Annotated in this window: 18 protein-coding genes; 10 read left to right on the top strand and 8 right to left on the bottom strand. The window is 55.6% G+C overall.

Going from position 1 to position 24,294, the window contains the following annotated elements:
- Positions 1 to 20 precede the first annotated feature (20 nt).
- Positions 21 to 1,052 (bottom strand): AraC family transcriptional regulator, encoded by a 1,032-nt coding sequence (locus AVI_RS18360; protein WP_012653631.1) that lies wholly within the window; start codon positions 1,050 to 1,052, stop codon positions 21 to 23.
- Positions 1,053 to 1,494: 442 nt separating this feature from the next.
- On the opposite strand from AVI_RS18360, the gene AVI_RS18355 reads away from it, so the two are divergent.
- The 3 genes from AVI_RS18355 (at position 1,495) to AVI_RS18345 (ending at position 5,800) form a co-directional block, all read left to right on the top strand.
- A complete protein-coding gene (locus AVI_RS18355) occupies positions 1,495 to 2,640 on the top strand; it encodes an MFS transporter (RefSeq protein WP_139192516.1) in 1,146 nt (381 codons plus the stop codon).
- 12 nt (positions 2,641 to 2,652) lie between these two features.
- Positions 2,653 to 4,083: a coniferyl aldehyde dehydrogenase gene (locus tag AVI_RS18350; protein WP_041698445.1), complete on the top strand. Its 1,431-nt coding sequence runs from the start codon at positions 2,653 to 2,655 to the stop codon at positions 4,081 to 4,083.
- Positions 4,084 to 4,669: 586 nt separating this feature from the next.
- Positions 4,670 to 5,800 carry an OmpP1/FadL family transporter gene (locus AVI_RS18345; protein WP_244427789.1) on the top strand — a complete coding sequence of 377 codons (1,131 nt, stop codon included), beginning with the start codon at positions 4,670 to 4,672 and terminating at the stop codon, positions 5,798 to 5,800.
- A 59-nt stretch (positions 5,801 to 5,859) separates the two neighbouring features.
- On the opposite strand, the gene AVI_RS18340 is transcribed toward AVI_RS18345, so the two are convergent.
- Positions 5,860 to 7,026 carry an alanine racemase gene (locus AVI_RS18340; RefSeq protein ID WP_012653627.1) on the bottom strand — a complete coding sequence of 389 codons (1,167 nt, stop codon included), beginning with the start codon at positions 7,024 to 7,026 and terminating at the stop codon, positions 5,860 to 5,862.
- On the bottom strand, positions 7,026 to 8,315 hold the full coding sequence (locus tag AVI_RS18335) for a D-arabinono-1,4-lactone oxidase (protein WP_012653626.1): 1,290 nt from the start codon (positions 8,313 to 8,315) through the stop codon (positions 7,026 to 7,028). Before AVI_RS18335 ends, AVI_RS18340 begins: the two co-directional genes overlap by 1 nt.
- Before the next feature lie 204 nt (positions 8,316 to 8,519).
- Here AVI_RS18335 and AVI_RS18330 point away from each other — a divergent pair, with 204 nt between their 5' ends.
- From AVI_RS18330 to AVI_RS18315, 4 genes are all read left to right on the top strand, one after another.
- On the top strand, positions 8,520 to 9,143 hold the full coding sequence (locus AVI_RS18330; protein WP_041698443.1) for a TetR/AcrR family transcriptional regulator: 624 nt from the start codon (positions 8,520 to 8,522) through the stop codon (positions 9,141 to 9,143).
- Positions 9,144 to 9,632: 489 nt separating this feature from the next.
- Positions 9,633 to 10,154, top strand: a complete 522-nt coding sequence (locus AVI_RS18325) for a hypothetical protein (RefSeq protein ID WP_012653624.1) — start codon at positions 9,633 to 9,635, stop codon at positions 10,152 to 10,154.
- Positions 10,155 to 10,343: 189 nt separating this feature from the next.
- Positions 10,344 to 11,789 (top strand): acyl-CoA dehydrogenase family protein, encoded by a 1,446-nt coding sequence (locus AVI_RS18320; RefSeq protein WP_139192515.1) that lies wholly within the window; start codon positions 10,344 to 10,346, stop codon positions 11,787 to 11,789.
- Positions 11,790 to 11,874: 85 nt separating this feature from the next.
- Complete coding sequence (locus tag AVI_RS18315) at positions 11,875 to 13,365, top strand: MFS transporter (RefSeq protein ID WP_012653622.1); 1,491 nt, start codon at positions 11,875 to 11,877, stop codon at positions 13,363 to 13,365.
- Between the two features lie 261 nt (positions 13,366 to 13,626).
- On the opposite strand, the gene AVI_RS18310 is transcribed toward AVI_RS18315, so the two are convergent.
- Entirely contained in the window at positions 13,627 to 14,136 is a 510-nt protein-coding gene (locus AVI_RS18310) for a flavin reductase family protein (RefSeq protein WP_041698441.1), read from the bottom strand.
- 59 nt (positions 14,137 to 14,195) lie between these two features.
- The gene (locus AVI_RS18305; protein ID WP_012653620.1) at positions 14,196 to 15,581 is read right to left on the bottom strand and encodes an NtaA/DmoA family FMN-dependent monooxygenase; all 1,386 of its coding nucleotides are present in this window, start codon (positions 15,579 to 15,581) and stop codon (positions 14,196 to 14,198) included.
- A gap of 251 nt (positions 15,582 to 15,832) precedes the next feature.
- Between AVI_RS18305 and AVI_RS18300 the strand changes: the two genes are divergently transcribed.
- Positions 15,833 to 16,768: a helix-turn-helix domain-containing protein gene (locus tag AVI_RS18300; protein ID WP_012653619.1), complete on the top strand. Its 936-nt coding sequence runs from the start codon at positions 15,833 to 15,835 to the stop codon at positions 16,766 to 16,768.
- Positions 16,769 to 16,846: 78 nt separating this feature from the next.
- Here the strand turns inward: AVI_RS18300 and AVI_RS18295 are convergent, their stop codons facing one another.
- The 3 genes from AVI_RS18295 to AVI_RS18285 form a co-directional block, all read right to left on the bottom strand.
- Positions 16,847 to 17,644: a DUF3313 domain-containing protein gene (locus AVI_RS18295; protein WP_012653618.1), complete on the bottom strand. Its 798-nt coding sequence runs from the start codon at positions 17,642 to 17,644 to the stop codon at positions 16,847 to 16,849.
- A gap of 155 nt (positions 17,645 to 17,799) precedes the next feature.
- Positions 17,800 to 20,904 carry an efflux RND transporter permease subunit gene (locus tag AVI_RS18290; protein WP_012653617.1) on the bottom strand — a complete coding sequence of 1,035 codons (3,105 nt, stop codon included), beginning with the start codon at positions 20,902 to 20,904 and terminating at the stop codon, positions 17,800 to 17,802.
- Positions 20,901 to 21,977: an efflux RND transporter periplasmic adaptor subunit gene (locus AVI_RS18285; RefSeq protein WP_012653616.1), complete on the bottom strand. Its 1,077-nt coding sequence runs from the start codon at positions 21,975 to 21,977 to the stop codon at positions 20,901 to 20,903. Before AVI_RS18285 ends, AVI_RS18290 begins: the two co-directional genes overlap by 4 nt.
- Before the next feature lie 242 nt (positions 21,978 to 22,219).
- On the opposite strand from AVI_RS18285, the gene AVI_RS18280 reads away from it, so the two are divergent.
- Both AVI_RS18280 and AVI_RS18275 read left to right on the top strand, forming a co-directional pair.
- Positions 22,220 to 22,945: a response regulator transcription factor gene (locus AVI_RS18280; RefSeq protein WP_012653615.1), complete on the top strand. Its 726-nt coding sequence runs from the start codon at positions 22,220 to 22,222 to the stop codon at positions 22,943 to 22,945.
- The gene (locus AVI_RS18275) at positions 22,938 to 24,260 is read left to right on the top strand and encodes an ATP-binding protein (RefSeq protein WP_012653614.1); all 1,323 of its coding nucleotides are present in this window, start codon (positions 22,938 to 22,940) and stop codon (positions 24,258 to 24,260) included. Before AVI_RS18280 ends, AVI_RS18275 begins: the two co-directional genes overlap by 8 nt.
- The last annotated feature ends 34 nt before the right edge of the window (positions 24,261 to 24,294 follow it).

Genomic DNA, 24,294 nt, shown 5'->3' with positions numbered 1-24,294 from the left:
CTTTGAGGGGTCTTTACCGGTCAAATAGGCGATAGATCCGCACGAAGCGCGCCAGGCGTGGTGCCAGTCCAACGGCGGAAGGCGCGCCGGAAATTATGAGGGTCCGAAAATCCGACCGCAAATGCGATCTGCTCGACAGACATGTTCCTGTTGCCCAACAGTTCGAGCGTGCGGTTCTTGCGAAGATCATCCAGAAGCGATTGGAAGGAAACCCCGCTCTCGGCAAGTCTGCGACGCAAGGTGCGCTCGCTCATGCCAAGCGCACGGGCCACCTTGGAAATATGCATGCGGCTGTGCAGCTTCTGTCGCAGGACCCTTTCGACGGATTCGATGATTTCAGCCGCCTCGCGGCTTCGGGCCCGGTTATAGGCCATGAATTCAAGAAGCTGGCGATGGCTAAGAGGATCGGATGTCAGCAGCGGTTGCTTGTACCAGGCGGCATCATAGATGAAGGCGTTTTCCATCTGGCCAAATCGGACCGGGCAGCCGAAAACCCGTTGATATGCTTCCGTATGCGCTGGCGCAGGGTAAGCAAAATCGACCCGGACAGGCTTGAAGCCCTCACCGACAAGGCCGTGGGCGACCCCCATGAAACTGGCAAAAGCCTCTTCCACCAGGAAAACATAGATGTCGGGATCGTGAAAACGGCTCGCCGCCGTGACGACGACGCCCTCCGGGCTTTCCCTGGTGTCGAATTCCAGCATGCTGCCGGTATCTTTTTGCAGATCAAGGCCAAGCTTGACCGCGTCACCCACAGTCGCTGCCGTTACCATCACATAACCGACGAGGCCCACAGAGGTAATCTTTTCGCGAATCCCGGTCTCCAATCCAAGCGCCTTGCCCCTGGTCATTTTCATGGCCCGCAGGATCGCCTCACGTCCCTGGCGAAAAGAAACCCGACAGGCTGGGTCGGCAAGATCCTCCATGGGAATGCCGAGGCCAGCCGTTAATCGCGAGGCGTCGAGACCAAAATCCGTGAGCGTCATCACGAGGCTGCGAATGAGAAACGCCGGGATATTGGCAGTCACGTAACGCGCATCGACTGTCTTCATCAGACCCCCCTTATGACTTAACCTTCACGTCCATTTCTGCTGCGACAGCCATGTCGGCATCCTGCTCCATTCTCCTCCAACAGAGCCGGTTATGACCGGAAATATCAGGGATTATGCGGCATTTGCCCCAACCGTACAATATTCCTCCGCATACTGTTGTCCATTCGGGCCGAGTATATCCGCTGCGCGGAGCATGAGATACAAAGACACCTCCATGACGACAGTCAATGCCAGGGAGGTCCTGGGAGATAGATTGGCCGGAGATGACACCACAGTGTCCCCGAACTCCCTTGTGATGCAGTGTCGTCCTCCTATTCTGAACTTCACCGCGTTCTTTAAGGGCCGGACAATAATAACAGGCGGAACAATGGGTATGCGAAAAGCTGCCCGGCCTCTCTGGGGACCAACCTCTCCGGGGGCGCACTTCTCTGGGAGAATGACGATGCTTTTGTGGATACTCGGCTTGAGTGCTGCCTATGCGGTCGCGCTGAATGGGACAATGGTCATGCCCGTCGTCGTTCTATCGATGAGCAAACTGACCGGCTATAACGAAGCAATGGCGACAATCGTCGCCAGCGCGGAACTCGCGGGCATTGCGTTTTATGGAATATTCTTACCCAAACTGGCGCTCAGATCGTGGAAAGCAGTGGCGATTGGCGGCATTGTCGCGGTCATGGCCGGCGAAGCGCTGAGTTTCTGGCTTCAAAACCCTTACAGCCTTGCCACTGCAAGATTTGCGACCGGACTTGGCGAGGGCGCCTTGTTCAGTCTGGTTTCGATGAGCCTTGCCTCGCTTGCCAATGCCGAAAGATACTGGGGCGCGCTTAGCCTGATTGGCGGAACCGCCATGGGGTTGCTGCTCTTCGTGGTATCACTCGTGCCACCGGAAGAAGCGGGAGCGCCTGTCTTTCTCATGTTGGGCGCGTTTACCGCCATCATGGCGCCGCTCCTGGTTTTCGTTGCCAGGCGCTCGTCCCGGCTCCCTGTGGCAAGCCGTCACACCAAACTCAACAATGGGAAAATGCTGCTTGCAATGATGGTTGTATTTCTCGTTTATGGGGTGCAGGCGGCGCAATGGGCAGTCTGCGGTTATGTGGGGGAAAAAGTGGGGCTGAGCAATGGTGAAGTTGGATTCTATCTCGCCCTATCATCGCTGGTGGGCTTCCTGGGAGCGATCATTCCTTCTTTCACCCATGACAAGGCCAAAAGACTGCCAGCCGTGCTGCTGGGTTTCCTGATCATGGCGATGTCGATCTATTTCCTGTTCACCATGCTGACACCCCTGATTTTCGTCACGACACAGGTTCTGGTCAATATCGGTTTCTATATCGTGACCCCGTTTATCACAGGTATACTGACCGAAAACGACCCCGACGGGTCAGTGATGTCACGAACCTTAGTGGTTGCCGTCGTGGGGGGCACGCTGGGAACCGCAATTGCCGGGCCAATCTTTGAAGGCTACGATTCGAGCCTCTTCGCCTGGTCCTGTCTCTTGCCCCTGGCAATCGCGGCGGTCTGTGCAGCAATCATCTTTGGCCATCTGCACCGTAGCTTTCCAGCGACTGTAATAAACAAAATAGCGGAGTGAAACTTGTTCGATATGGCCATTGAAACTCTCCAGTCTATTCTGGAACGCCAGCGACAATCCTTCCAGCATGACAGTTATCCGTCACTGTCCTTGCGTCGGGACCGCCTGAACCGGATCGGCCGATTGCTGAAGGAGAACCGGCAAGCGCTGTGCGATGTGGTTTCTCGGGATTTTGGTCATAGATCCGATCATGAAACGGTGCAATTGGAGATTGCTCCGCTCATGAGCGCGCTTCGCCATACACGGTCTCATCTACGCCGATGGATGAAACGCGAACGCCGTGGACGCTCGATTGAGTTTCTGCAGCTTGCAAATTGGGTCCAATACCAGCCGCTCGGGGTGATTGGTATTATGGTGCCGTGGAACTATCCGCTTCTACTGGCACTCGGACCGCTGATTGACATTTTGGCTGCGGGAAACCGGGCGATCATCAAACCGTCGGAATTGCTGCCGGAAACCTCGGCTCTTCTTTCAAAGCTCGTCGAGGCTTATTTCTCCCCGGAGGAGGTTGCCGTTATCGAAGGAGGGGTGGAGATTGCCGCAGCCTTTTCTGCCCTGCCGTTCGATCATCTGATTTTCACCGGCTCAACGGCAGTCGGTCGCAAGGTTATGGCGTCAGCAGCTGCTAACCTGACACCGCTCACCCTGGAACTGGGTGGCAAGTCGCCCGCACTCATCGCCCCGGATTATCCCATTGCCGATGCAGCCCGTGACATCGCCTTTGGAAAGCTGATGAACGCGGGCCAGACTTGCATTGCACCTGACTATGTTCTGGTCGAGAAATCAAAACTTGGAGACCTTGCATCCGCCCTGATCTCTCAGGCAGAGGCTTTTTATCCACGACAGGCGGGACCACAACATGCGGGGCCACAACACGCAGGGCAAGAACAGTATTCAAGCCTTGTCGGCGCTCGAGCGCATGAACGGTTGCTGAAAGGCATTGAGGAATGCCGCGCCCGTGGGGCCAAACTCATCACTGCTGATATCGCCATGCCCTCTCAAGGACACGTGATCGCACCCACGCTGGTAATCGACCCGCCTGCGGACTGCTTGCTGATGGAGGAAGAAATCTTCGGGCCAATCCTGCCCCTTATTCCCTATGAGGATTTTGACACAGCGTTGAAATTTGTCCGCGAGCGCCCGCGCCCTCTGGCGCTCTATATCTTCACGGGAAACCGGGCGACCGAGAAAAAAGCACTGTCGAACACGATTTCCGGCAATGTCACTATCAACGGTACCCTTCTGCATATCGCTCAAAACGACCTGCCCTTTGGCGGTATCGGGCCAAGCGGCATGGGGGCCTATCATGGTCATGAGGGCTTCAAGCGTTTTTCGCACGCCCGCGGCATTGCGAAAGTCCGTCTTTTCAATCCCGCACGCCTCGCCATGCCTCCTTACGGATGGCTGGCACAAGTTCTGGCCAGGTTTATGATGCGTGACTAATATGAAGAGTCATTTTCCATCATTTTTCGTGTCATGCCGGTGAGTATAGGGTCCACTGCGGCACACTTCTGCGTAAGCTATCGGTTTCCTTGAAGACTGATGATGACCTTGCCGCGTCATTGGTTGGAGCAAGCGTCTGAACCCAATACCACACAAGCAGCATCGTCCTGCCCGTTAGGTAAGACTTGGCCTCATATGACACCAATATGACCAGGTTTTCCCTTGATGGAAACGAGGTCCAATTTATCGTGGTTAAATTGGGGAACCGCCATATGCTGAGCAATTTCAGTTCGCTTTGACGAGGGAGAAAGCAACGAATTACCGGTCTTTGATATGTTGCAGTTCGGCCATCCCTCCGCTGGAGGACGCGACCTGTTTAAAGACATGAATCGAGACAGGCACCGAATGAATATCACCCTAAACAATACCCGGGGGTGATCGATACTGAGAATGCAGGAAAGCATCAAACCGAAAACTGGGAAAAATAATTTCGGGAACTCGATGTCGTCGATGCTACATAAAAAAAGGGAACGAAATGAGCAGTCAATATTCTTGGCGAGCGCCTCAATTTGCGCTGGCAATATGGGTGGGCGCACTATCGTTTGCGCCTTGCGTTGCAATCGCGGGCGGCTTCAGCAGAGGCGAGGCAGACACTGATATTCTGTTTACGGATGGAAACTATAGTTTACGCACCGGAGCAATATATGTCTCACCAAGCCGCTCATTTTCAACCCTGAACGGCGCCCGTGCTTCTGATAAAGCCTATTCGGATGAGTTTTGGATACCAAGCGTCGCCGTCAAGGCAACGCTTGGTTCCGGTATCGCCTGCGCTTTGACATATACGCAACCATTTGGCGCATCTGCAACGTATGGAAGCCAGGCGCAGAACGCCGAATATACCACAGCTGTGAGCCAGGGATTGCCTCTCGTCAATCCAACCTCAAAAATGCAGTTTTCGACGGATGAATATGGTGCAACCTGCGATGTGCGGGTGGACGCCGGGCCGGGCCGCTTTTACGTGATCGGCGGCGTCTTTCTGGAAAGCTTCGAATACAAAGAAAACACCCTTTACGGTAACATTCGGTTGAAGGATGACGGTGCCTTAGGCTACCGAGTGGGCGCCGCTTACGACATTCCCGAATATGCCATGCGCTTCCAGCTCATGTACCGATCGCAAGTCTCGCATGATGCGGAAGGGACATTCACGCCCTCAGCGCTGGCCGCTGCTGCCGGTGTGACAGACACAGCACCTGCTAACGGAACCGGAACCCTACCGCAGTCGATCAAGCTCTCTGCCCAGACCGGCGTCGCGCCGGGTTGGCTGGTTTACGGTTCCTTGACCTGGACAGACTGGAGCGTTCTTCAAAACTTCAGATATGACGTCACCGGGCTTGGCACAAGCAACAAGGCCTTCAACTATAAGGACGGCTACACGGTGCAGATTGGTGTTGGTCATGAATTTACAGAAAAACTGTCTGGAACGGTCAACGTGACCTGGGATGAAGGCGTAGGGACAGGAGCAGACATTACGACCGATACATGGTCGCTTGGACTAGGCGCCGAGTACAAAACCAAATTCGGTAAATTCGATCTCGGAACCTCCGTCTCTTACCTCACTGCCGGTTCACAGAGCGTCAGCGCCGGAGCGACTTATGACGCAACCGCCAAGCATGATTGGGCGGTCGCCGTTGGATTGGGGTATCTGATCGAATTCTGAGCATGTCAATGGTCGCTTGGAATAAAACCCAAGTCTAAAAGGATCACAAACCTCTTCCGTCAACCCGGCGGAAGAGTGGGCCAGGTTTCGATAATCCGGCCTTTGGAAAGAACGTGAATTCCATCGAAATGTTGCAGCACCGCCTCGCTCTGCGTCGGGCGAAAGAAAGCAAAATCATCAGGTTTCAAGGTGCTTTCGTAAGGCAGAGCCATCATTTGCTGATTGGATGAAAGCCCCCAGATCTTGTTTTCCCGCATGCCTTTGGGAAAAACCGGTTTGGCCATCCACTTGCCGCCATAGAGAAAACACCCCTTGCGCGGGAAAAGGCCGATAGCCTGCATTAGACTTGTCAGCAACGGAGGCCCCGGCAGGCGAACCTCCTCCACTTTCAACACAGGCGTGGCAATAAAGACGGCAGGCTGCACAGCCTCAAGAGACGGCATATCGAAATCCGTCGGCTTCAGGAAAGCCGAGCCCACGGAAACTTCATTCGCGGCACCGGCATCATGATAGGAAAGCGCAGTTTTACTGCCGCCCGTATTGGCGATGGCGCACGTGCCATGCGGAAATACCGAAACAAATGCCTTGACGCGGGATATGACTTTCTCCCTTTCCGCAGCGCCTCCGATGAGACGAGCAACCTCCGGGATATGCGCCTCATAGCCGACAAGACCCTCTATTCTCAACTCCTTTTGCTGAATGGCACGTGCGCAGATGGCAGCCAGCGCATCTGGCGTTTCGAACCCACCGCGATGCATGCCGGTATCCGTCTCAAAAGCTATTCTGATTGTTTGTCCAGCTTCGCGCGCCAGTGCCGCATATTGGTCGAGCCGGTCCGGGCTATCGATCAGAAACACCGTGCGTCGCAGAAGATCCTCGACCAGATGCGGAGAAGCGAGCCGCATCCATGCCGCAAGCGCTCTTGTAGGGAGCGGTTTGCCGTAAAGAATTTCTGCCTTCGGGAAGGCTTCCAATACGGCACAGGTCATCGGCAGATGGAAGCTCATGAGGCTCATCGTTCCGGCTTGTGTCAGAATGCGCTCGAGCAATGGGATTGATGACAGAGATTTATCAACGACCCGTAAGCCAAGACCCGGCGCGAGACCGCCCGCAATCGTGGCAATATTTGCATCAAGCCGATCTCGGTCGACAACAAGCACAGGACGAAACAATTCGGCTTGAGAAAGCGCTTCGGAGAGCATCCGAAAATAATCGGCATCAACCATTATCGAACCCCAAGCAGCGTCGCCATGTAAGGCGAGATAAAGCGATTTTCGGGATCTATTTCTGATCTGATCTCCATTGCATCCTTAAATCGCGGATAGATGCCGACCAGATCGGCAGCCCTGAGGTTATGCAATTTACCCCAATGCGGTCGCCCACCCCGCTTGCGGAACACAGCCTCCGCAGCAAGGAAGAACGCTGCCGGATTTTCACCGATGCCGTGATGAATGGCTATGGAACACGTGTCACGCTTGTAGAAGGGACTGAGCCAGAATTCGTCCCCTTTGACACTGCGGACTTCAATGGGAAAGTAGATTTCCGGAAAGCGCTTCTCAATCAGTTCGATGATCTCCGCCAGAGCTCCGGCTCCCTCTTCAAACGGCAGATGATATTCCATTTCATTGAACTTGGTCTGGCGGTCGGTGACATAGACCTTCATCCATTCACCCACGGCTTCCTCGTCAGACAGCTTCGCCATGGCATTGCCGATCAATTTGCGCCGCAAGCCGGGAAACCACCGCAGAAAGGTTCTGAGTTTCTTCAGCGTCGCAAGACCGTCTTCGTCCTCCGAGGTCACTTGAAAATCACCCGTTTCGTCAGTGATATCCAGTGTCTGAAAAAGCGCATGATTGGCAAAGGGAACAAAGAAAATCTCCGCCGATCGATGGGCTGACATCAGGGTTTCGAAGTTTTCAAGCGTATTACCAATCGACAGCATTGTCCGCTTGCGGCGTAGATTATAAGCCGGGACATTCTGAAAGGTAACGGCAGTCAAGGCTCCGAAACTACCAAGCGTCACGCCGGTCGCATGGATCATCTCGTCATCACGTCCGGCTGTAAATTCCCGGTGCGTGCCGCGACCATCGATGAACTGCATGCCTTTCAGCAGGGTGTGATAAGCCCCCAGGCCAAGGCCCGAGCCATGCGTTGCCGTACCGAGGGCGCCAGCGACAGACTGTTTGTCGATATCGCCCATGTTGGGCAGTGCTTGGCCGATCCCGGCGAGCAATTCCGTCAGATCGCTCAGCTTGGTACCCGCTGCAATCGTTGCTGTCAGAGCATCACTGTCATAATCGATCAAACCGGATAGAGCCGACAGATCGACAATTGTTCCAGGGGTCGAGACAAGCGGCGTAAATGAATGGCCCGAGCCAACGAGCCTTAGCGGTCCCGGCGCTGATCGGATCACGTCCTGTAGCTCTTCCTTGGTCCTGGGACGAAGAATTGCTTTCAGTTTGGTCTCCACGCTGCCCGACCAATTACTCCAAGACAGATTGTCGCCTGGAATCATCGTAACCTCCCCTGTTTATAAGAGTCCTCTTTGGCCACGCCGACAGGCAAGCCTTGAGGCCATAGTCATGCAACTCCAATCATTTTCGCTTTCTCGCTATGCATCGGCATGCCATTTATTATGGTAATTGAGAAAAGCTGACACTGTGTCAATTTTTACTTTGGCGTATGTCACAAATTTGTCAACTCGAAAGCGGAGCACGCTATGACGAGCGACCAAAAGGCATTGCGGAGGCAGCCCCGCCAGGAGCGCAGCAGAGACCGTATTGACGATATCCTTTCGGCAGCAATGCAGCTCATTGGTCAAAAAGGCAGCGCTGCTGTCACCATGCGCGGCATTGCCACCGCAAGCGACATGTCTCTGGCGACGGTCTATCATTACTTTCCAAACAGAACCGCAGTCATCGCGACGCTTTTCGAGCGATATTCAAAGGGAACGCGCGAAGTCATCGATACGGCTCTTCAGGATATCAAGGATGCGTCTGGTATTGGGGATGCTGCCGAAATGATCGTTGATTTTTACTATAACCGCCTTCGGGGCGATCCAGCCGTGCAGGACCTGCTGGATGCCATTCATGCCGACAAAGCGCTTCATGATCTCGATATCGAGGAAACCCATAGGCAAGCCGATCAGTTCAGTCGGAGCACACAGGTCTTTCTGGCGGAAAGTTGCAGGCAGGAATATGCGCGCGCCGTCTATTTGCTGTTCCAGCTCGCCAGCGCTGCAATTCGTTTGGCTTTGCATGAGAGTGAAGAAAAAGGCGCCGTGATCATTGATGATTATCGACGTCTTATTCGTGGCCGGTTCAGCCAATTCGAACAGCTATAAGATCTGGAATAGGTCGACCCTTCTGTGTTTTGACAGCAAACTGACGAACACCAAAAGGTGGACAATGTCTATGTCGGCGCGCCCATAGCCTCACCAGTAAACGCTCGGCACGGCGCTGTTTTCACGAGGGCCAACGCCGGCAAAAAGCGCTTGACATTTCTGTACTGTACCGTTTAGATCAGTTTCGGAGGGATTGATCTAAAAAGCGCCTTTGGGTGCGATCAATCAAAGGAGGAGTTCAAATGTCCACACAGTCGCGCAATATGCGCCCTATGCTTGGTAAGCCGTGCGTTGTCCGGCGATGCCCTTCAGCTGAAATGCCAGTCAATATAATTGACCGGATTGAATCGCGACGTCCGCGAAAAGCCTAGGACAAATCATGACCCACTATGCCGACGCCGTGTCACGGTGAGCGGATTTGTGCGCCGACTTAGATGTCGTCATTGCGCTTTAGCGCCTTACAATACCAGAAATAAAGGACCCAAGACAGTGAGCGGATTCACAATTGTCAACGGCATCGCTGAGATCAGCGATCCTGCTATCTACACGAACTGGCTTGACAACGAAGAGTTCAAAGCCGCGGTCGCGGCGGATCCATCGCCAGAGCGCACAGCGATCAAGCGCTTGCTGATCGAGTTTGAAGCCGATCTTTCCCGGATCGTCCGCGACAATGTCGTGAAAGAGCGGGTCGTTGAGGTGATGACGAAGTACATCGCCGAGGACTACATCCAGCACGACCCGAATGCATTCGGCCATGGCCGTGAAAAACTCATCGAGCAGTTCCGACTGGTGCCGATAGCCGGCTCGACTCCGCCACCCGTGGTCAGCGTCATTCTCGACGGCGAGGTCGGTTGCCTCATGATGCGCGAACTCGCGCCGGATCCGGTCGTGCCGGGTGCGGTTTACGAGTGGAACATCCTGACTGTCTTCCGTGTCCATAACGGCAAGATTGCGGAACATTGGAGCACCTTCCGCAAGGTCGCCCCCGGTCAAAACCCGATGGGGAATTGAGAATGTCGAAACCGATCGCAGCCGGGATCTAGGGACGCCTTTTACCGGGGGTCGCAGACATCGCCGATGAGAGTTTGCCTTAGGAAAAGTGAAACCCGATTTTTCCGAAAAGACAAACGAAAACAAGAGAACCGAGAGTTTGTTCGGTTCAATATGAACTTGACAGACACTCGTAAAGTGGAGCAACCGATGACCTTGCAAAACAAACCACCTGTAGGGGGTCTTCCTCCGGAGTTTCCACCGCAGGCAGGCGGCCCTCCTCACCAGCCGAAGTTCCCGGACTCGCCGTATCTCAGCGACGTTGGGCGTCGGATACGCGACGACATCCTCGATATGCTGCCGCTGTTGCGCAAACATGCGGCTGAGAGCGAACAGCTCGGCGCGCTTGCGCCAGCGACGCTAGCGGCCGTCGATCGCTCTGGTGCCTTCAAGATCACCATCCCGGTCGAGCTTGGAGGCTATGCACTGGGCGCACGCGATGCTGCGGAAATCGTCAAAGCGCTCGGCCAGGGCGATGCTTCCGCCGGTTGGCTGGTGATCGTCTCGAGCGCAGCCAGAAACGCTCTGGGCTTCGATCCAAAGGCTCGCGACGAAGTCTTCGCCGGCATCCAGGACTGGGTTGGGCCAATCATGTTTGGTGCCACCGTCTTTGCGCCAAAGGTTGGCGATGGCCGCAAGGTCGACGGAGGCTACATGGTGAAGGGCAAATGGTCCTTCGGCAGTGGTTGCAAACATGCTGCCTGGGGAGCAGTCGGTTTCGAATATGACGACCCGGCAAGCGGCGCACGGTTGCGCGCCATGGGTATCCTGTCACGCGATCAATATGAAATCGTCGATGACTGGCATGTGATGGGCCTGCAAGCGACAAATTCAAACAGCGTCCGGGCCGACCAGGAGATTTTTGTTCCCGACTACCGCGTCGTACACACCAATGACCTGCCGCGGATAATGGACTCATTGAAGGGCAAATATTCTGGACTGGCTTTCAAGCACAGCCCGATTGGCGGTATGGTCGCCATGACATGCACCTTTGCGGCCCTTGCAGTCGGTATCGCGCAAGGCGCCCTCGACTCTTTCCTCGAACAGGCAAAGAAGCGACCGCCCTTCAACCTTCCCTATAAGACGATGTCGGAAATGGCCTCGATCCAAATGGTTGCCGGTAAAGCGCGGGCCGTCATCAATGGGGCGAACGCCGTGCTCTGGCGCCACGCCGACGAAATCGACCGGCGTGCGATTGCAGGTGAAGACTTCTTCCCCTGGAACGAACCCGAGATCACCATGGACCTCGTCCACCAGATCCACGAATGCCTGCGCGTGGTCGATGGCCTCTTGCTTGCACTTGGGTCTTCGGCTGTCGTCCTCAGCAATCCGTTGCAACGCGCCTTGCGCGATATCCATGTGCTGGCGACGCATGGTGCCTTCCGGATCGATCCAATGGCAGAAATCAACGGACGCGACATGTTCGGTCTCGAACCTTTCCCGATGATTGCCGCCCTGAGTTCACCTCCTCCGGGCTCACCTCCTGCTGGTAAGGGTCCATCGCATATGCCTCCTCCGGGCATGACACCTCCAGCAGGCATGGCCCCACCACCAGGTATGGCGCCCCCACCAGGTATGACACCCGTGCGAGGTTAAGCCTCCCTGAGGGTCGCCATCATCAATTTCGGATAGCGCGGTCATCACCGTCGGCGTCCGCCTTCACTGAGTTCAAGGAGTTCCGATGTCTCAAACGGATCTATCTATGGCGAAGGGGATTCCCACTACGCCCTATTCAAGTGGAACAATGCCGGCGCGCGATGGCGCTCCGCCGAAAGTCAGCTGGAAACAGTATATCGCCGACTTCGTAAAGGCCCCCAGCCGGGCCAAGGCCGCACTTGCCGGCAGTCTTCTTCTTGTGGCCATGGGGCCGGCTGGCCTCTCGGCACTCACTCCGTTCGTGGTGCCCGCCTTCGCGATGAAAACCGGGACACCGCTGCCGGAAGCTATGCTGATGTTTGTCGCTTTGCCGCTGATTATCGGTCCGCTCGTCCTGCCTTTCGCCGGACAATGGGTCGATCGGTTGGGTGCCCGACGCGTCGCTCTTCCCGGGATCATCCTCTATGCACTTGTCACGGCGATCATACCACTTGCTGCCGGCAAGCTCTGGCTGATGGGAATACTTCTCGTTCTCGCGTCGATTTTTGGATTCGGGTCCAGTTTGGGTATAGCGTTCAAGGTGATTTCCGAGTGGTTCCCCAAGCATCGGGGCGTCGGTTTCGGTCTTATCGGGGTCGCATCCAGTCTGTTCAGCGCAATTTTTTCTCCCCTGTTCCAATGGCTCGTAAACGGCAATGCGCCGGTGTCACTACCAATGATGCCGGGCATGAGTACTGAAGCCCCATCCAAATCCGCCGCGGTGGTTGCGGCCATCGACCCCGGAATATATGCCGGGCTTGGCTGGAATGGCGCCTATTACGTGATCGCAATCGCGATCGCCGTCATCGGGATCCCCGCTGCCTTTTGGCTTATCTCCGAACCGAAGGTGAGTACGACTGCGGAAGTGCCGAAGACCGTGGATGTCAATCTGCCCGGCGTCCCGTTCAAGGAGGCAATTCCGACGCGCGCCTGGATCTCGATCACGTTGTTCATCGCATTCGCCGCCGCCGGGCCGATTGCCATGCGCCAGAACGCAGTGGACTTCTATGGCCAGACCGGCATCGATCCGGCGACCGTGTCTCTCGCGCTGTCCTTATGCTTCAGTACATCGGTTATCGGTTTGCTCGCCGCCGGAGCAGTTCTGGATCGGGCAAACCATCCATGGGTGGTCGCGGTTCTCCTGGCGACAGTGCCGATCGGTCTGGCACTTGCCCTTGTCAACAGCGGCAATCCTGCGCTTCTCTACCTTTCCATGGCGCTTCTCGGTTTCGCAACCGGCGCAGAATCCACTCTCGGTCCGACATTGATCGCCAGGTATTTCGGACTGAAGTCCTTCGCCGCCTTGCAAGGTCTCAGCCTCGCAATCACCTCCCCGGCCCTGGCACTGGCCCCATTCCTCGTCAGTGTGGTCAAGACAAGTTCGGGCAGCTACGTCGGTCCACTGCTGATGCTAACTGCAATCGCCCTGGTCGCGGTCATTCTCGCCGCCATGCTGCCGAGATACCCGAAACCATGGGTGCTCCATCAACCCTCAGGTGACGCCCTGCCCGATCGGGCGACAACGACGACCTCATAACCCTAGCATTTGTGGCTTGACCCGAAAGGGCGTTGTTGAAACGGGATGGGTGGCTCGATTTGCCTGAAGAACGAGTATCTTTCTCCCGCATCATTCGTTAAATCCGGGCCAACCCAGCAGCACGCTTATTTACATAATACCTGGAGTCATTGAAAATGACTCCAGGTATTCCTTTGAAAAGGTCTCAAACAGCTGATAGAATTGAGCTATTTTCAATCTCTTCATGACTGAAAATGCGGTAGGGTCTTCAATGCTTTGGTATCACGCTACTTTTGCAAGGGGCATCATGTTGCGGTCGAAATAGATCAGCGGCAGCTTGTCCTTATCACCGGATGCGACATGGACATTGCAGATGAAGATCGTGTGCGTGCCTGACTGCATCGTTTCATGCACAGAACAGGTGAAATGCGCACAGGCACCGCGAAGCGATGGTTGCCCACATTCATCCTCTGTCCATTCTCCAATGTCGAAGCGCTTTTCCTGAGTGACCTTGCCAGCAAAAGCCATTGCGATCTCCTGCTGATCGGTGGCAAGGATGTTCAGCGTTAGCCTCGCATTTTGTAGCAAAAACGGATGTGCCGAGGCGGTCCCGTTCACGCAGACCAGCAATCGTGGCGGATCCTGGCATACCGAACAGGCGGCGGTTACGGTCAAACCGGCCCGACCGGCGGGACCGCTGGTTGTGACCACTTTTACGGCTGCGGCCATCATAGCCATTGCGTCCTTAAACTGCGCGTCGTCCGCAGTCACCCTATGGATTGTTTCACACATTCTATCCCTCCAGATCTGACAAAGCGGGGAGCCCGGCTTGGTCAGGCTCCCCTGCGACATTATTCAGCAGCAACCTGAGTGGATTGGGAAAACGCACCGCGATGTGCGGCACCCGGATGGTTGTCTGGAAGGCGCGGGCCGTGACCGAACAGTTTTTGCCGTAAAGGACCTTCGGCATAGTCGCGCTGGGCAAGGCCACGGTCCTGCAAGACCGGCGTGACGTGATCGATGAAATCGATATAGGTGTCGGGATGCAATTGGCAGATCATGTTGATGCCATCAACACCTGCATCCTGCCAAAGCGCCAATTCGTCGGCGATACTGTCCGGCGTGCCGACAATGCGGCAATTGTAGGAAAGCGCGTTTGCGACCTCCTTGACAGTGGCCTTCTCGCCATTGGGCTTGCCCATCTCGATCATGCGTGCGTAACCTTGCAGGCCATCGAGACCGGACTCATCGACCGGCTTGTCCGGGTCGAGATTGGAGAGATCGACACCCATGTCGCGGCTGACATGCGCGGCAAGGCCTTCATAGCTGACCCATTCGTCGATCTCCGCAGCCTTCCGCTCCGCCTCTTCCATCGTGCTGCCGACGACAAAGGACAGGCCCTGAATGAACTTGAGGTCTTCGGCACCGCGTCCCACCTGCGCCGCCACCGCCTTGGTGCCAGCAATCCCGATCCGGGCACCGTCGACATTCGGATAGAGAACGAAAGTTCCTTCTGCATGCTGCGCCGCGAACTGGCTGCCACGCTTGGAGGCACCGGCCTGATAGAGCATCGGCGTCCGTTGCGGAGAGGGGCTGACCAGATGCGGCCCCTGCACCTTGTAACGCTCTCCGACATGGTTGATCCGATGCACTTTGGTGTGATCGCTGAACACGCCGCTTTCACGGTCCGCGATCATCGCGCCGTCCTCCCAGGACCCTTCCCAGAGCTTGTAGAGAACGGACATATATTCGTCCGCCCAGTCGTAGCGCTGGTCATGCGGGACGATCTTGTCGTAACCGAAGTTGCGGGCGGCATTGTCCGTCACGCTTGTGACAATGTTCCAACCGATACGGCCGCCGCTGATATGGTCGAGGGTCGAGGCCTTCTTTGCAAACGCGAAAGGATGCTCGGACAGGATCGAACTAGTGAAAACGAGACCAAGGTTTTTCGTCACCCCTGCAAGGGCCGCGCACAAGGTGAAGGTATCGTTGCAAGGCATATGGAGGCCTTGCTCGAAATAAGCATCCCACTTGCCATCATAGGCCGGATCGATGCCAAGAATATCCGCGAAGAACATCGCGTCGAACCGCCCCTCTTCCAGTTTTGTTGCCAGCTTTGACCAGGTCTCGAACTCATTGAAGTGAGCAAGTTGATTGTTCGGATGTCGCCATGTCCCGTGGTAGATATGCGAGGGAACATTCATCGTGAAGCAATTGAATATAAGCCGTTTGCGCATGTCTGCTGCTCCTGTTGATCTTTGTTGCTCCTCCCAGGACAAAGACTATGAGACAGGTCGCGTTGCGTCTTGGCTGACAGTGAACACCGACTATGCTGACCGTGCAGGGAGGCCGCCAGCCTTTAGAATTCGCAGCACTGCCGTTTGCCTGCGCGTGGCCAAAATTCACCGTCGCCTCTCTTGAGCGCTCCGCGATATGATTGGCATGATAATTGCTTTAAATTCGGGGATAGTGCCCCGGAGGCGATGACATGGCAGTCTGGAACGCGAACGAAATGCCGGAACGGGACCGCTTTCCCTATTGGAGGGAGGTTCTGTGCGAAGCCTATATTGCCCTCAATCCCATTCTTGAGGGCGAGCAGCGCTTCAAGGGAGAGGTTAAGGCCAATCTGCTCGATTGCATCAACGTGACAACCATTTCGTCAAGCCGGCAGAAGATACATCGCAGACGTCTGGATATCAGCCGTATGCCGCACGAAGTCTACTTCCTCAATCTTCAGGTAAAGGGACAGTGCCGGATGATGCAAGGATCGCGGGAAGCGCTGCTGGAGCCGGGTGATTTTTCGCTTGTGGATTCAACCGAGCCTTATCTCAACGATTACTGTAGCGATGACTGGACCCAATATTCCTTCCGCATCCCGCGAGCCATGCTGAAACCATTGCTGAAACAGGCAGACAAGCAAACGGCAATCCGCTTTACCAGTGCGCATCCCATAGCGTCCGTTGCCATCGACTATCTGAAATCCGTCGCGCAGAATGCGGAACACATCGGGACTGCCTCGACGCCGATTGCAAATCACATCGTCGATCTCGTCGCCATGGCGGCAGGCGTGTCCACGACCGAAGAAGACCGCGCCCGTGGAACACTCAGATCGCAACTTTCACGGTCGGTTATTCAGTTTATCGGCGCGCATGCCGCAGACCCCACACTGACCCCCGCCAAAGCGGCACAGCACTTCAAAATATCGGTCCGCTACGTCCACCGTCTTCTTGAGGAGAGCGGGGAGACCTTCAGCCGCCTGCTGCTCAAGCGGCGTTTGGAGCGATGTGCCGACGATCTCCGTGCTGAGGCCGCAATTTCAATCAGTGAAATCGCGTTCCGGTGGGGATTCAACGACCTTTCACACTTCAGTAAAACCTTCAGGCACCATTTCGGAGTGGCTCCTCGCGACTATCGGGGCCAGTAGGCGGCGCTTGCGGCACCGCCTACTGGCCGAAACAATCGACAATGGCGCCCCTCTGGTTCACTCAACCAAAAGCAGACATCACTTGGTTGGATGATCTGTCCAGGACGGTGGAGCACCAACGACACCAGACAGAACACCACCGAGACCCGGCGCCCGCCCGAACACCTCACACGCCGCATTTTTAGGCTTTCCACCCAGCTGTGACTTCATTTTTTGGCCTGAGGGCAAGGAAAGGTCCAAACCAGAGGACTTCCGGCCTTTTACGAGTATCTCTGAGAACTGGCTGGCAAATGAAGATGCAAGGCCATAGGCGTCACCGACTTCTGAAACACGTGCAGTATTGGTGATGGAATTTGCACCGCGCGACCAGACGATGGCCGCTCGTTGTTCCCCTTTTGCATCAACCGCTTCCGCCTCGACAGCCAGGCCTCCTAGTCCGATCGGCAGACGCGGGACACCCACGGGAAGAACAAAGGAGGTTCCCAATGTGACTGCGGTCGACAGGCCCGCCACGGCTTTGCTGGTCGGGACTATGTCGGTTATTACAGCGTGAACAATGAGATCAGCCGCCTCTCCGGGACCGACAATCCGGTATTTATCACTGAGATCGATACACATAGCGCGATCCAGAGCATTGGAGACCAGCCTGTCATTCCCGGCGTCATGGAGCCTCGAAGAGGCCAGCGGCGACAGCCGTGTGGGAGCAATGGAAACCGTTTGCGCCGCCACTATAGCCGGGGTATCCGCGAAACTGCGCGATTTGCTGAAGCGACCTTCAACAGGCCCCAAGCCTTTATAGGAGGACAGCGTACCGGACTGAGTGAGCGGAACGGAGCTACATCCAGCCAATGCCAGCACAAGAAGGAGACCTGCCACCGTCCCCTTTGCTGAATGACCATGGCAAACGGGTGAGTTGGGAGCTTTGCTATCGGCAAGGTATGTCTGCATTTTCGTGACTTTCATGGAATGGATAGCAGGGGAATGGATGGTTTTTCGAAATTGTGTTTCCGGCAGGTGTCGAGCGCTCGTCTTCACGGTTGAACCTCCGCTTTGCCGTCCGAGTCAGTTTTCGATCGCGCCTTGTGTTCGGCATTCAGCAACAACGACATCGCACAAGGCAGCAGCGTCAGGGTCAGCATGGTTGCCACCGCAAGCCCGCCAATGATCGCAAAGGCCATGGGGCCCCAGAAAATCTCGGCTGCAATCGGGATCATGCCGAGAATTGCGGCACAGGCGGTCAGAACAATCGGACGGGCGCGATGGATCGAGGCGGCGATGATGGCGTCTTTTGGCGATTGGCCAAGCGCGACGTTCTGGTCAATCTCCTGAATGAGGATGACAGCGTTGCGAATGATCATCCCGGACAAGGCGATGACACCGAGTTGCGCAACAAAGCCCATGGGCGTGCCGGTCGGCCACATAGCTGCAACCACGCCAATGAGACCAAAAGGCGCCATGAACACAGCCAAGGCCATTCTGGAAAAGCTCTGCATCTGGACCATCAACAGAACTGCAATGGCAAACAGCATCACAGGAATAACGGCATAGATTGACGAATTGCCTTTCTCGGATTCTTCCGTGATGCCGCCCGCAATAATGGAGTACCCCATGGGAAGCTCTGAGCGCAGAGCATTAAGCTGGGCATCGGCCTGCATGGCGACCGTGGCGGCCAAGGCATTCTTTTGAACATCAGCCTGAACAATAATCATCGGCTTTCCTTGCTGGCGCCAGATGATCGGGTCTTCCATCCCATAGGCGACCGAAGCGACTTGCCGAAGCGGCACATAGTTTCCATCGCCGGTGCGCAGTTCCAGATTGCCTGTGGTCGATACCGAGTTACGGTCAGCCTCAACCCCTTTGACCATGACATCAACGAGTTTGTCTTTGTCACGAACCGTGGTGACTTTCGACCCCGAGAAGACCGCCGCAATCTCACTGGCGATCGATTCCGAACTCATGCCCAAGGCACGGGCCTCGATCTGGTTCACCTTGATCGTCACGCTTTTCTGCGGTTCACCCGCCGTGAGATTGACGTCACGGGTATCTGGATTTTGACCGATGATCGCAGCGACTTTTGCCGACAGGGCACGGACCTGCTGATAGTCCGGCCCCGAAACCCGAAACTTCAGCGGCCATCCGACGGGAGGACCGAGTTCAAGAGGCGAAACGCGCGTGACGAGATCCGAAAAACGCTCATTGAGCACAGCTTCGATCTTGCGGCGGACGGCCTCCCGTTTTTCGACGCTTTTGGCGACGACCACGGTTTCCGTAACATTATCGTTGTCGAGTTGCAGATCCATTGGCAGATAAAAGCGAATGGAGCCTGAGCCGACATAGGTGATGAAATGATCGATGTCGCGGTCGGTTCGCAAGACCGCTTCCAATTCGCGCGCACGGATGTCTGTCGCGGCCCGCGATGCATTTTGCGGAAGCGTAAGACCGACCAGCAGTTCCGGTCTATCGGAAGCCGGGAAGAACTGCTGCTTCAATTGCCCGAGCCCAGCAAGGGACAGGGCAAAAGCGGCAACCGCAAACAGGATCGTCAACCACCGATGCTGAAGGTTCCAGCCCAGTATTTTGCGATAGGTGGCCATGACGATACCCGTCTTCTTATGGGTATGCGCGAGGCTGCGGGGCAATATCCAGGTGCCAAGGATCGGCGAAAACAGCACGGCAACGATCCAGGACGATGACAGAGCAATCAGGATCACCATGAACAGAGAGAAGGTATATTCTCCAGCACTTGAGGCGGCAAAACCCACCGGAATGAAGCCAGCGATCATCACCAATGTGCCGGTCAGCATTGGAAATGCGGTCGTCTCATAGGCATGGGTTGCCGCGACCAGACGCGACCTGCCCTTTTCAAGGCAGGAGACCATGCTTTCGACGGTGATCATCGCATCATCCACCAGCAGGCCCAACGCAATGATCAAAGCACCCAGCGAAATTCGCTGAAGTCCAACGCCGGTCAACTCCATGCCAAGGAATGTCAGGGCAAGAACGAGAGGAATGGACGCGGTGATAACCAACCCGGCCCTTGCCCCCAAGGATATAAAGGAAACGGCCAGTACGATAATGATCGCCTCCACCAGAACTTTCATGAAACCGTTGACGGCATCCCTCACGACCGTCGATTGATCCGCGACCTGGATCATCTCGATCCCGTAGGGAAGCTTTGAGGCAATCGCGTGCATGCGATCTTTCAGGGCCTCGCCGAAAGAGAGAAGGTTTCCATCCTTTGCCATCGAAACGGCCAGAGCAATGACCTCCTTTCCGTTGACGCGCACCGAGGCGGCGGGCGGATCGGTGATCGTGCGGGAGATCGTCGCGATGGAGTCGAGCCGGAAATATCGGCTGCCAAGCTTTAACGTGATGTCTTTCAGGCTGTCTTCGGAGGCAAACGCTCCGGTGACGCGAACCGAGATATTCTCTTCACTGGTCTGGACTGTTCCAATCGGATTGACGGAATTCTGGGCACGGATGGCTTCGATTGCGCTGGACGGATCGATGTCCAGGCTGGCAAGCTTGCTCTGCGAGAATTCGATGACGATCTGTTCGTCCTGCGCACCGAGAATGTTGACTTTGCCGATGTCAGGCAGGGAGAGGATTTCACTGCGGATTGCCTCCACGCGGTCACGCAGTTCGCGTTGACTAAAGCCCTCCGCACGAAACGCATAAATGCTTCCATACGTATCGCCGAATTCATCGTCGAAAGCTGGTCCTTCGACCCCCTCCGGCAATATCGAGGAAATGTCCGCCATTTTTTTGCGAACCGTGTACCAGACGCCCTCGACCTCACTGGGCGGGGTGTCGTCACGCAGGTTGACCATGATGACCGACTGGCCGGGCCTGGTATAGCTTTGCGTGTAATCGAGATGTGGCGTCTCCGAGAGCTTCTTTTCAAGCTTGTCGGTCAGCAGATTGACGGTGTCGGCTGCACTGGCGCCTGGCCAGCGGGCACCGACAACCATCGTCTTGATGGTGAAGGGTGGATCTTCGTTGCGCGAAAGCTTTTGATAGCTGAGGATGCCACTGAGGACTGCGGCAAGCATCAGGAAGATGACAAGCGATTGATGGTCGAGCGCCCATTTCGACAAATTGAAACGGGGACGCGACTGGGATGATTGTTCGCTCACGATTGCACCCCTTTCTCAAGAGTGACCGCCTCGCCGTCGCGCAACTTGCTAACACCGGCGATCGCGACGATATCGCCATCGGCCAGGCCTTCGGAGATGAGCATGTCGTTTTCGCCGTATCGTTCTATTTTGACCGGGCGAAGCTGGAGCATTTTGGAGGTCGGTAAGTAGACGAAAACGGCTTGGTTCTGCCCCTGACTGGTTAATGCAGACGCGGGAACCTTGAAGACAGGCTTTGGCGAAAGGGTTACCTTACCCGTGACCACAGCGCCCAACGGCGCCCCGTCCAACGTGCCATTCAACGTAACCTTGACACGGTAGGTCCGCGTTGCAGTATCAGCGGAAGGCGTGACCTCGCGAACCTTGCCCTTGGCGACAACGGCCGGATTGGACATCAGGCTGACGTCAACCTCGCTATCGCCAAGGTTCTGGGTTAGCATCTGTTCAGGCACATCGAAGACGGCATCAAGTTCGGTATCAGAACTGAGGGTCAGGACCGTTTGCCCCGTGGTGACGACCTGACCCACATTGATGGAAACGCCGGATACGATACCGTCTCGTCCCGCTTTCAGATCCGTATAGGAGAGGTTCTGTTGTGCGCTCGCCAAAGTCGCGTTGGCGACTTCAAGCTTTGACTTCGCCGCTTGCAGATTGGCATCGCTCTGCTGGACCTGGGCGCGCGACACCGCATTCTTGGCGATGAGGTTCCAGTTGCGAGCCGCGTTAACATCCGCCAGCGCCAAATCCGATTTTGCCGCATCGACTTGCGCGGATGCGGACGCGACATTGATCAAGGCCGGTGTCTTTTCTACTGTTGCAAGCACATCGTCTTTTTTGACGGATGATCCCGTCTCGACGCGAAAAGCCACCAGTCCATCGATCCTGAAGCTCATCGGCGTTTCATAACGTGGGCGGATCTCGCCGGTCTGGCGAAAGACTTCCCCGATAAGCTCCGATTTGACTGTGACCCCTTTAATGGCGCGAGGTGTCTTTGGCGTGCTGGCTTCATCCGAACAGGCGGTTAGAAACACGGCAAGAACGCCTGTGGTACATAGGATCATTCGTCTCAGCATGAGCACTCCAGTGTTTGCTGGCGTGCCTCCGGTAAAAGAGGCAGCAGATTGAGTGCCGTTCTCTCCCACATGGATGATCGGTTGGGTGTTTCATTCTGTTAAGTTTTGTTAAAGACCTGCTGTCAGCTCCGGTCGATTACAACAAATCTTAATATATAAGACGTCCGAAGCCGGAAACGATTATGGTAAGAGAAGGTCTTGGAGGGGAAGCGACCCTTTTTACAAGCGACAGTGGATAAGCGATGTCAGATGCGCCCAAGATCCTGATTGTAGAAGATGACGAGCAGATCGCCGGCATGGTCCGCGATAGCCTCAACGAGCAAGGAATGCTTGTCGAGGTCGCAGCGGATGGCGCCGCCATGGACGCCAAGATGCGCGCACTGGAATTCGATCTCGTCGTCCTCGATGTGATGCTGCCTGGAGAAGACGGGTTTAGCATCTGCCGCCGGCTTCGAGGCAGCGGCGATATTCCCATCCTGATGTTGACCTCGGTGAGCAGCGATATCGACCGTGTCGTCGGTCTGGAAATCGGCGCAGACGACTATGTCACAAAGCCATTCGTTCTCCGGGAGCTGACGGCACGGATCAAAGGCCTTCTCAGGCGCTCCAGAGTGACCTCTCAGCGGCCAGACAGTTTACGGAAAAGCTTTTTCCGCTTCGATGGATGGCAGGTCGATCCGGCTCGGCGGCAGCTTCATGATCCAAGCCATGCGCGCGTTGCGATGACGACCCATGAATTCGATCTGCTGCTGGCCTTCTGCCAAAATCCTGGACGGGTGCTGACCAGGGAGCAGTTGCTGAGCGCGACCCATGCGGGCCTGGCAGGCCCGATCGAACGCAGCATTGATGTCCATATCAGTCGCTTGCGACAGAAGATCGAAAAAGACCCGCGTGATCCAGCGCTTTTGAAAACCGTTCGCTTGGGTGGTTATGTCTTCACTGCCACTGTGGAAGAGGTTCATGTTTAGGAATCTCCGTGCGGTACCAAGAACCCTTCGTGGCCAAATCACCGTTATCATTCTCTTGGCATTGGTCACCGTCATCGCGACCGGCAGGGCATTGGAAAATGTTGCGCAGAATGATTACGCCATTCCCAATCTGGAAAGCACCGCCACACAGGTCAGGACCCTCGCCCTTCTTTTGGCACAGGCCTCTCCTGAAGAACGCACCTCCATTCTAACCAATGCGCAACGCGCAGGCTTGGAGGTTTCGCTTCAACCGATATCGCTGGCTGACAAGTTCAAGACCTCCCCGGAGTTCCAGGGCTTTGCCGAGACATTGGTCGATTTTCTGTTTCCGCCTGATGGAGAGCCGCCCCTTGGCGGCTGGCGCGCTTTTTTGGATGGCCGTCGTGTGTTTGCCGAGAAAGTGGATGACCGGACAATGCTTGTATTTTTCGGTCTTCCCGATACGATTCTGACGACTTCGTTTCTCAGTCAAACGACATATTACTTTATCGCCGTGGTCGTCTTGATCGCTTTTTTCTTTGCCTTTGCGATCAGGGCGGTAACCGAACCGATCAAGAGAATATCCGAGGCTGCAATAAAATCGGATATCAACAATAGCTCCCAGATCTTCGAAGAACGCGGCACGGTTGAGATCCTGTCGCTGGCCCGTGCCCTAAACGGTATGCGAAACCGTATTCGCATCATGGTGGACGGCCGGACCCGAATGCTGCGGGGGATTAGCCATGATGTTCGCACTCCCTTGACGCGGCTCAGATTGCGCTCGGAGCGCATGGAGGCCGGTGCCTTGCGGGAAGCCCTGCTGACGGATATCGATCATATCGATGATCTTCTGACCGAAAGCCTGAACTATCTCCGGGACGATTTTGCAACCGAGGGCATTGAACGCGTTGATGTTGCGAGCATCCTGCAAACCGTTTGCAGTGACTTTTCAGACATAGGCTTCGATGTCGAATATCAGGGGCCGAACAAGCTGATCGCCAACTGCCGACCGCTCTCAATCATGCGGGCAGTCACCAACCTTTGCGACAATGCAACCAAGTTTGGAAAGACCATCCTCGTCAAACTACAGGTCAGTGGAACGGTTTTTTCGATCTTGGTGATCGATGACGGACCAGGCATTCCCAAAGATCTCAGAGAAAAAGTTTTCGAACCGTTTTTCAAAGGAGATGCTTCCCGCAGCAAACGCGCCGGTTTTGGCCTCGGCCTGTCGATTGTCGCAGATATAGCACATGCCCATCAGAGCAAAATTACCCTGCTGTCCAATCACCCGACGGGCCTTATTGTACGGATCGACATACCACAGCTCGCGCTTTAGGGACGCCGTGAGATGCGTGATACGGAATGGCATT

Origin of the sequence: Allorhizobium ampelinum S4, assembly GCF_000016285.1 — a bacterium.
Taxonomy (GTDB): Bacteria; Pseudomonadota; Alphaproteobacteria; order Rhizobiales; family Rhizobiaceae; genus Allorhizobium; species Allorhizobium ampelinum.
The sequence above is the reverse complement of the archived record's forward strand: the minus strand, read 5'-3'. Positions and strand labels throughout refer to the sequence as shown.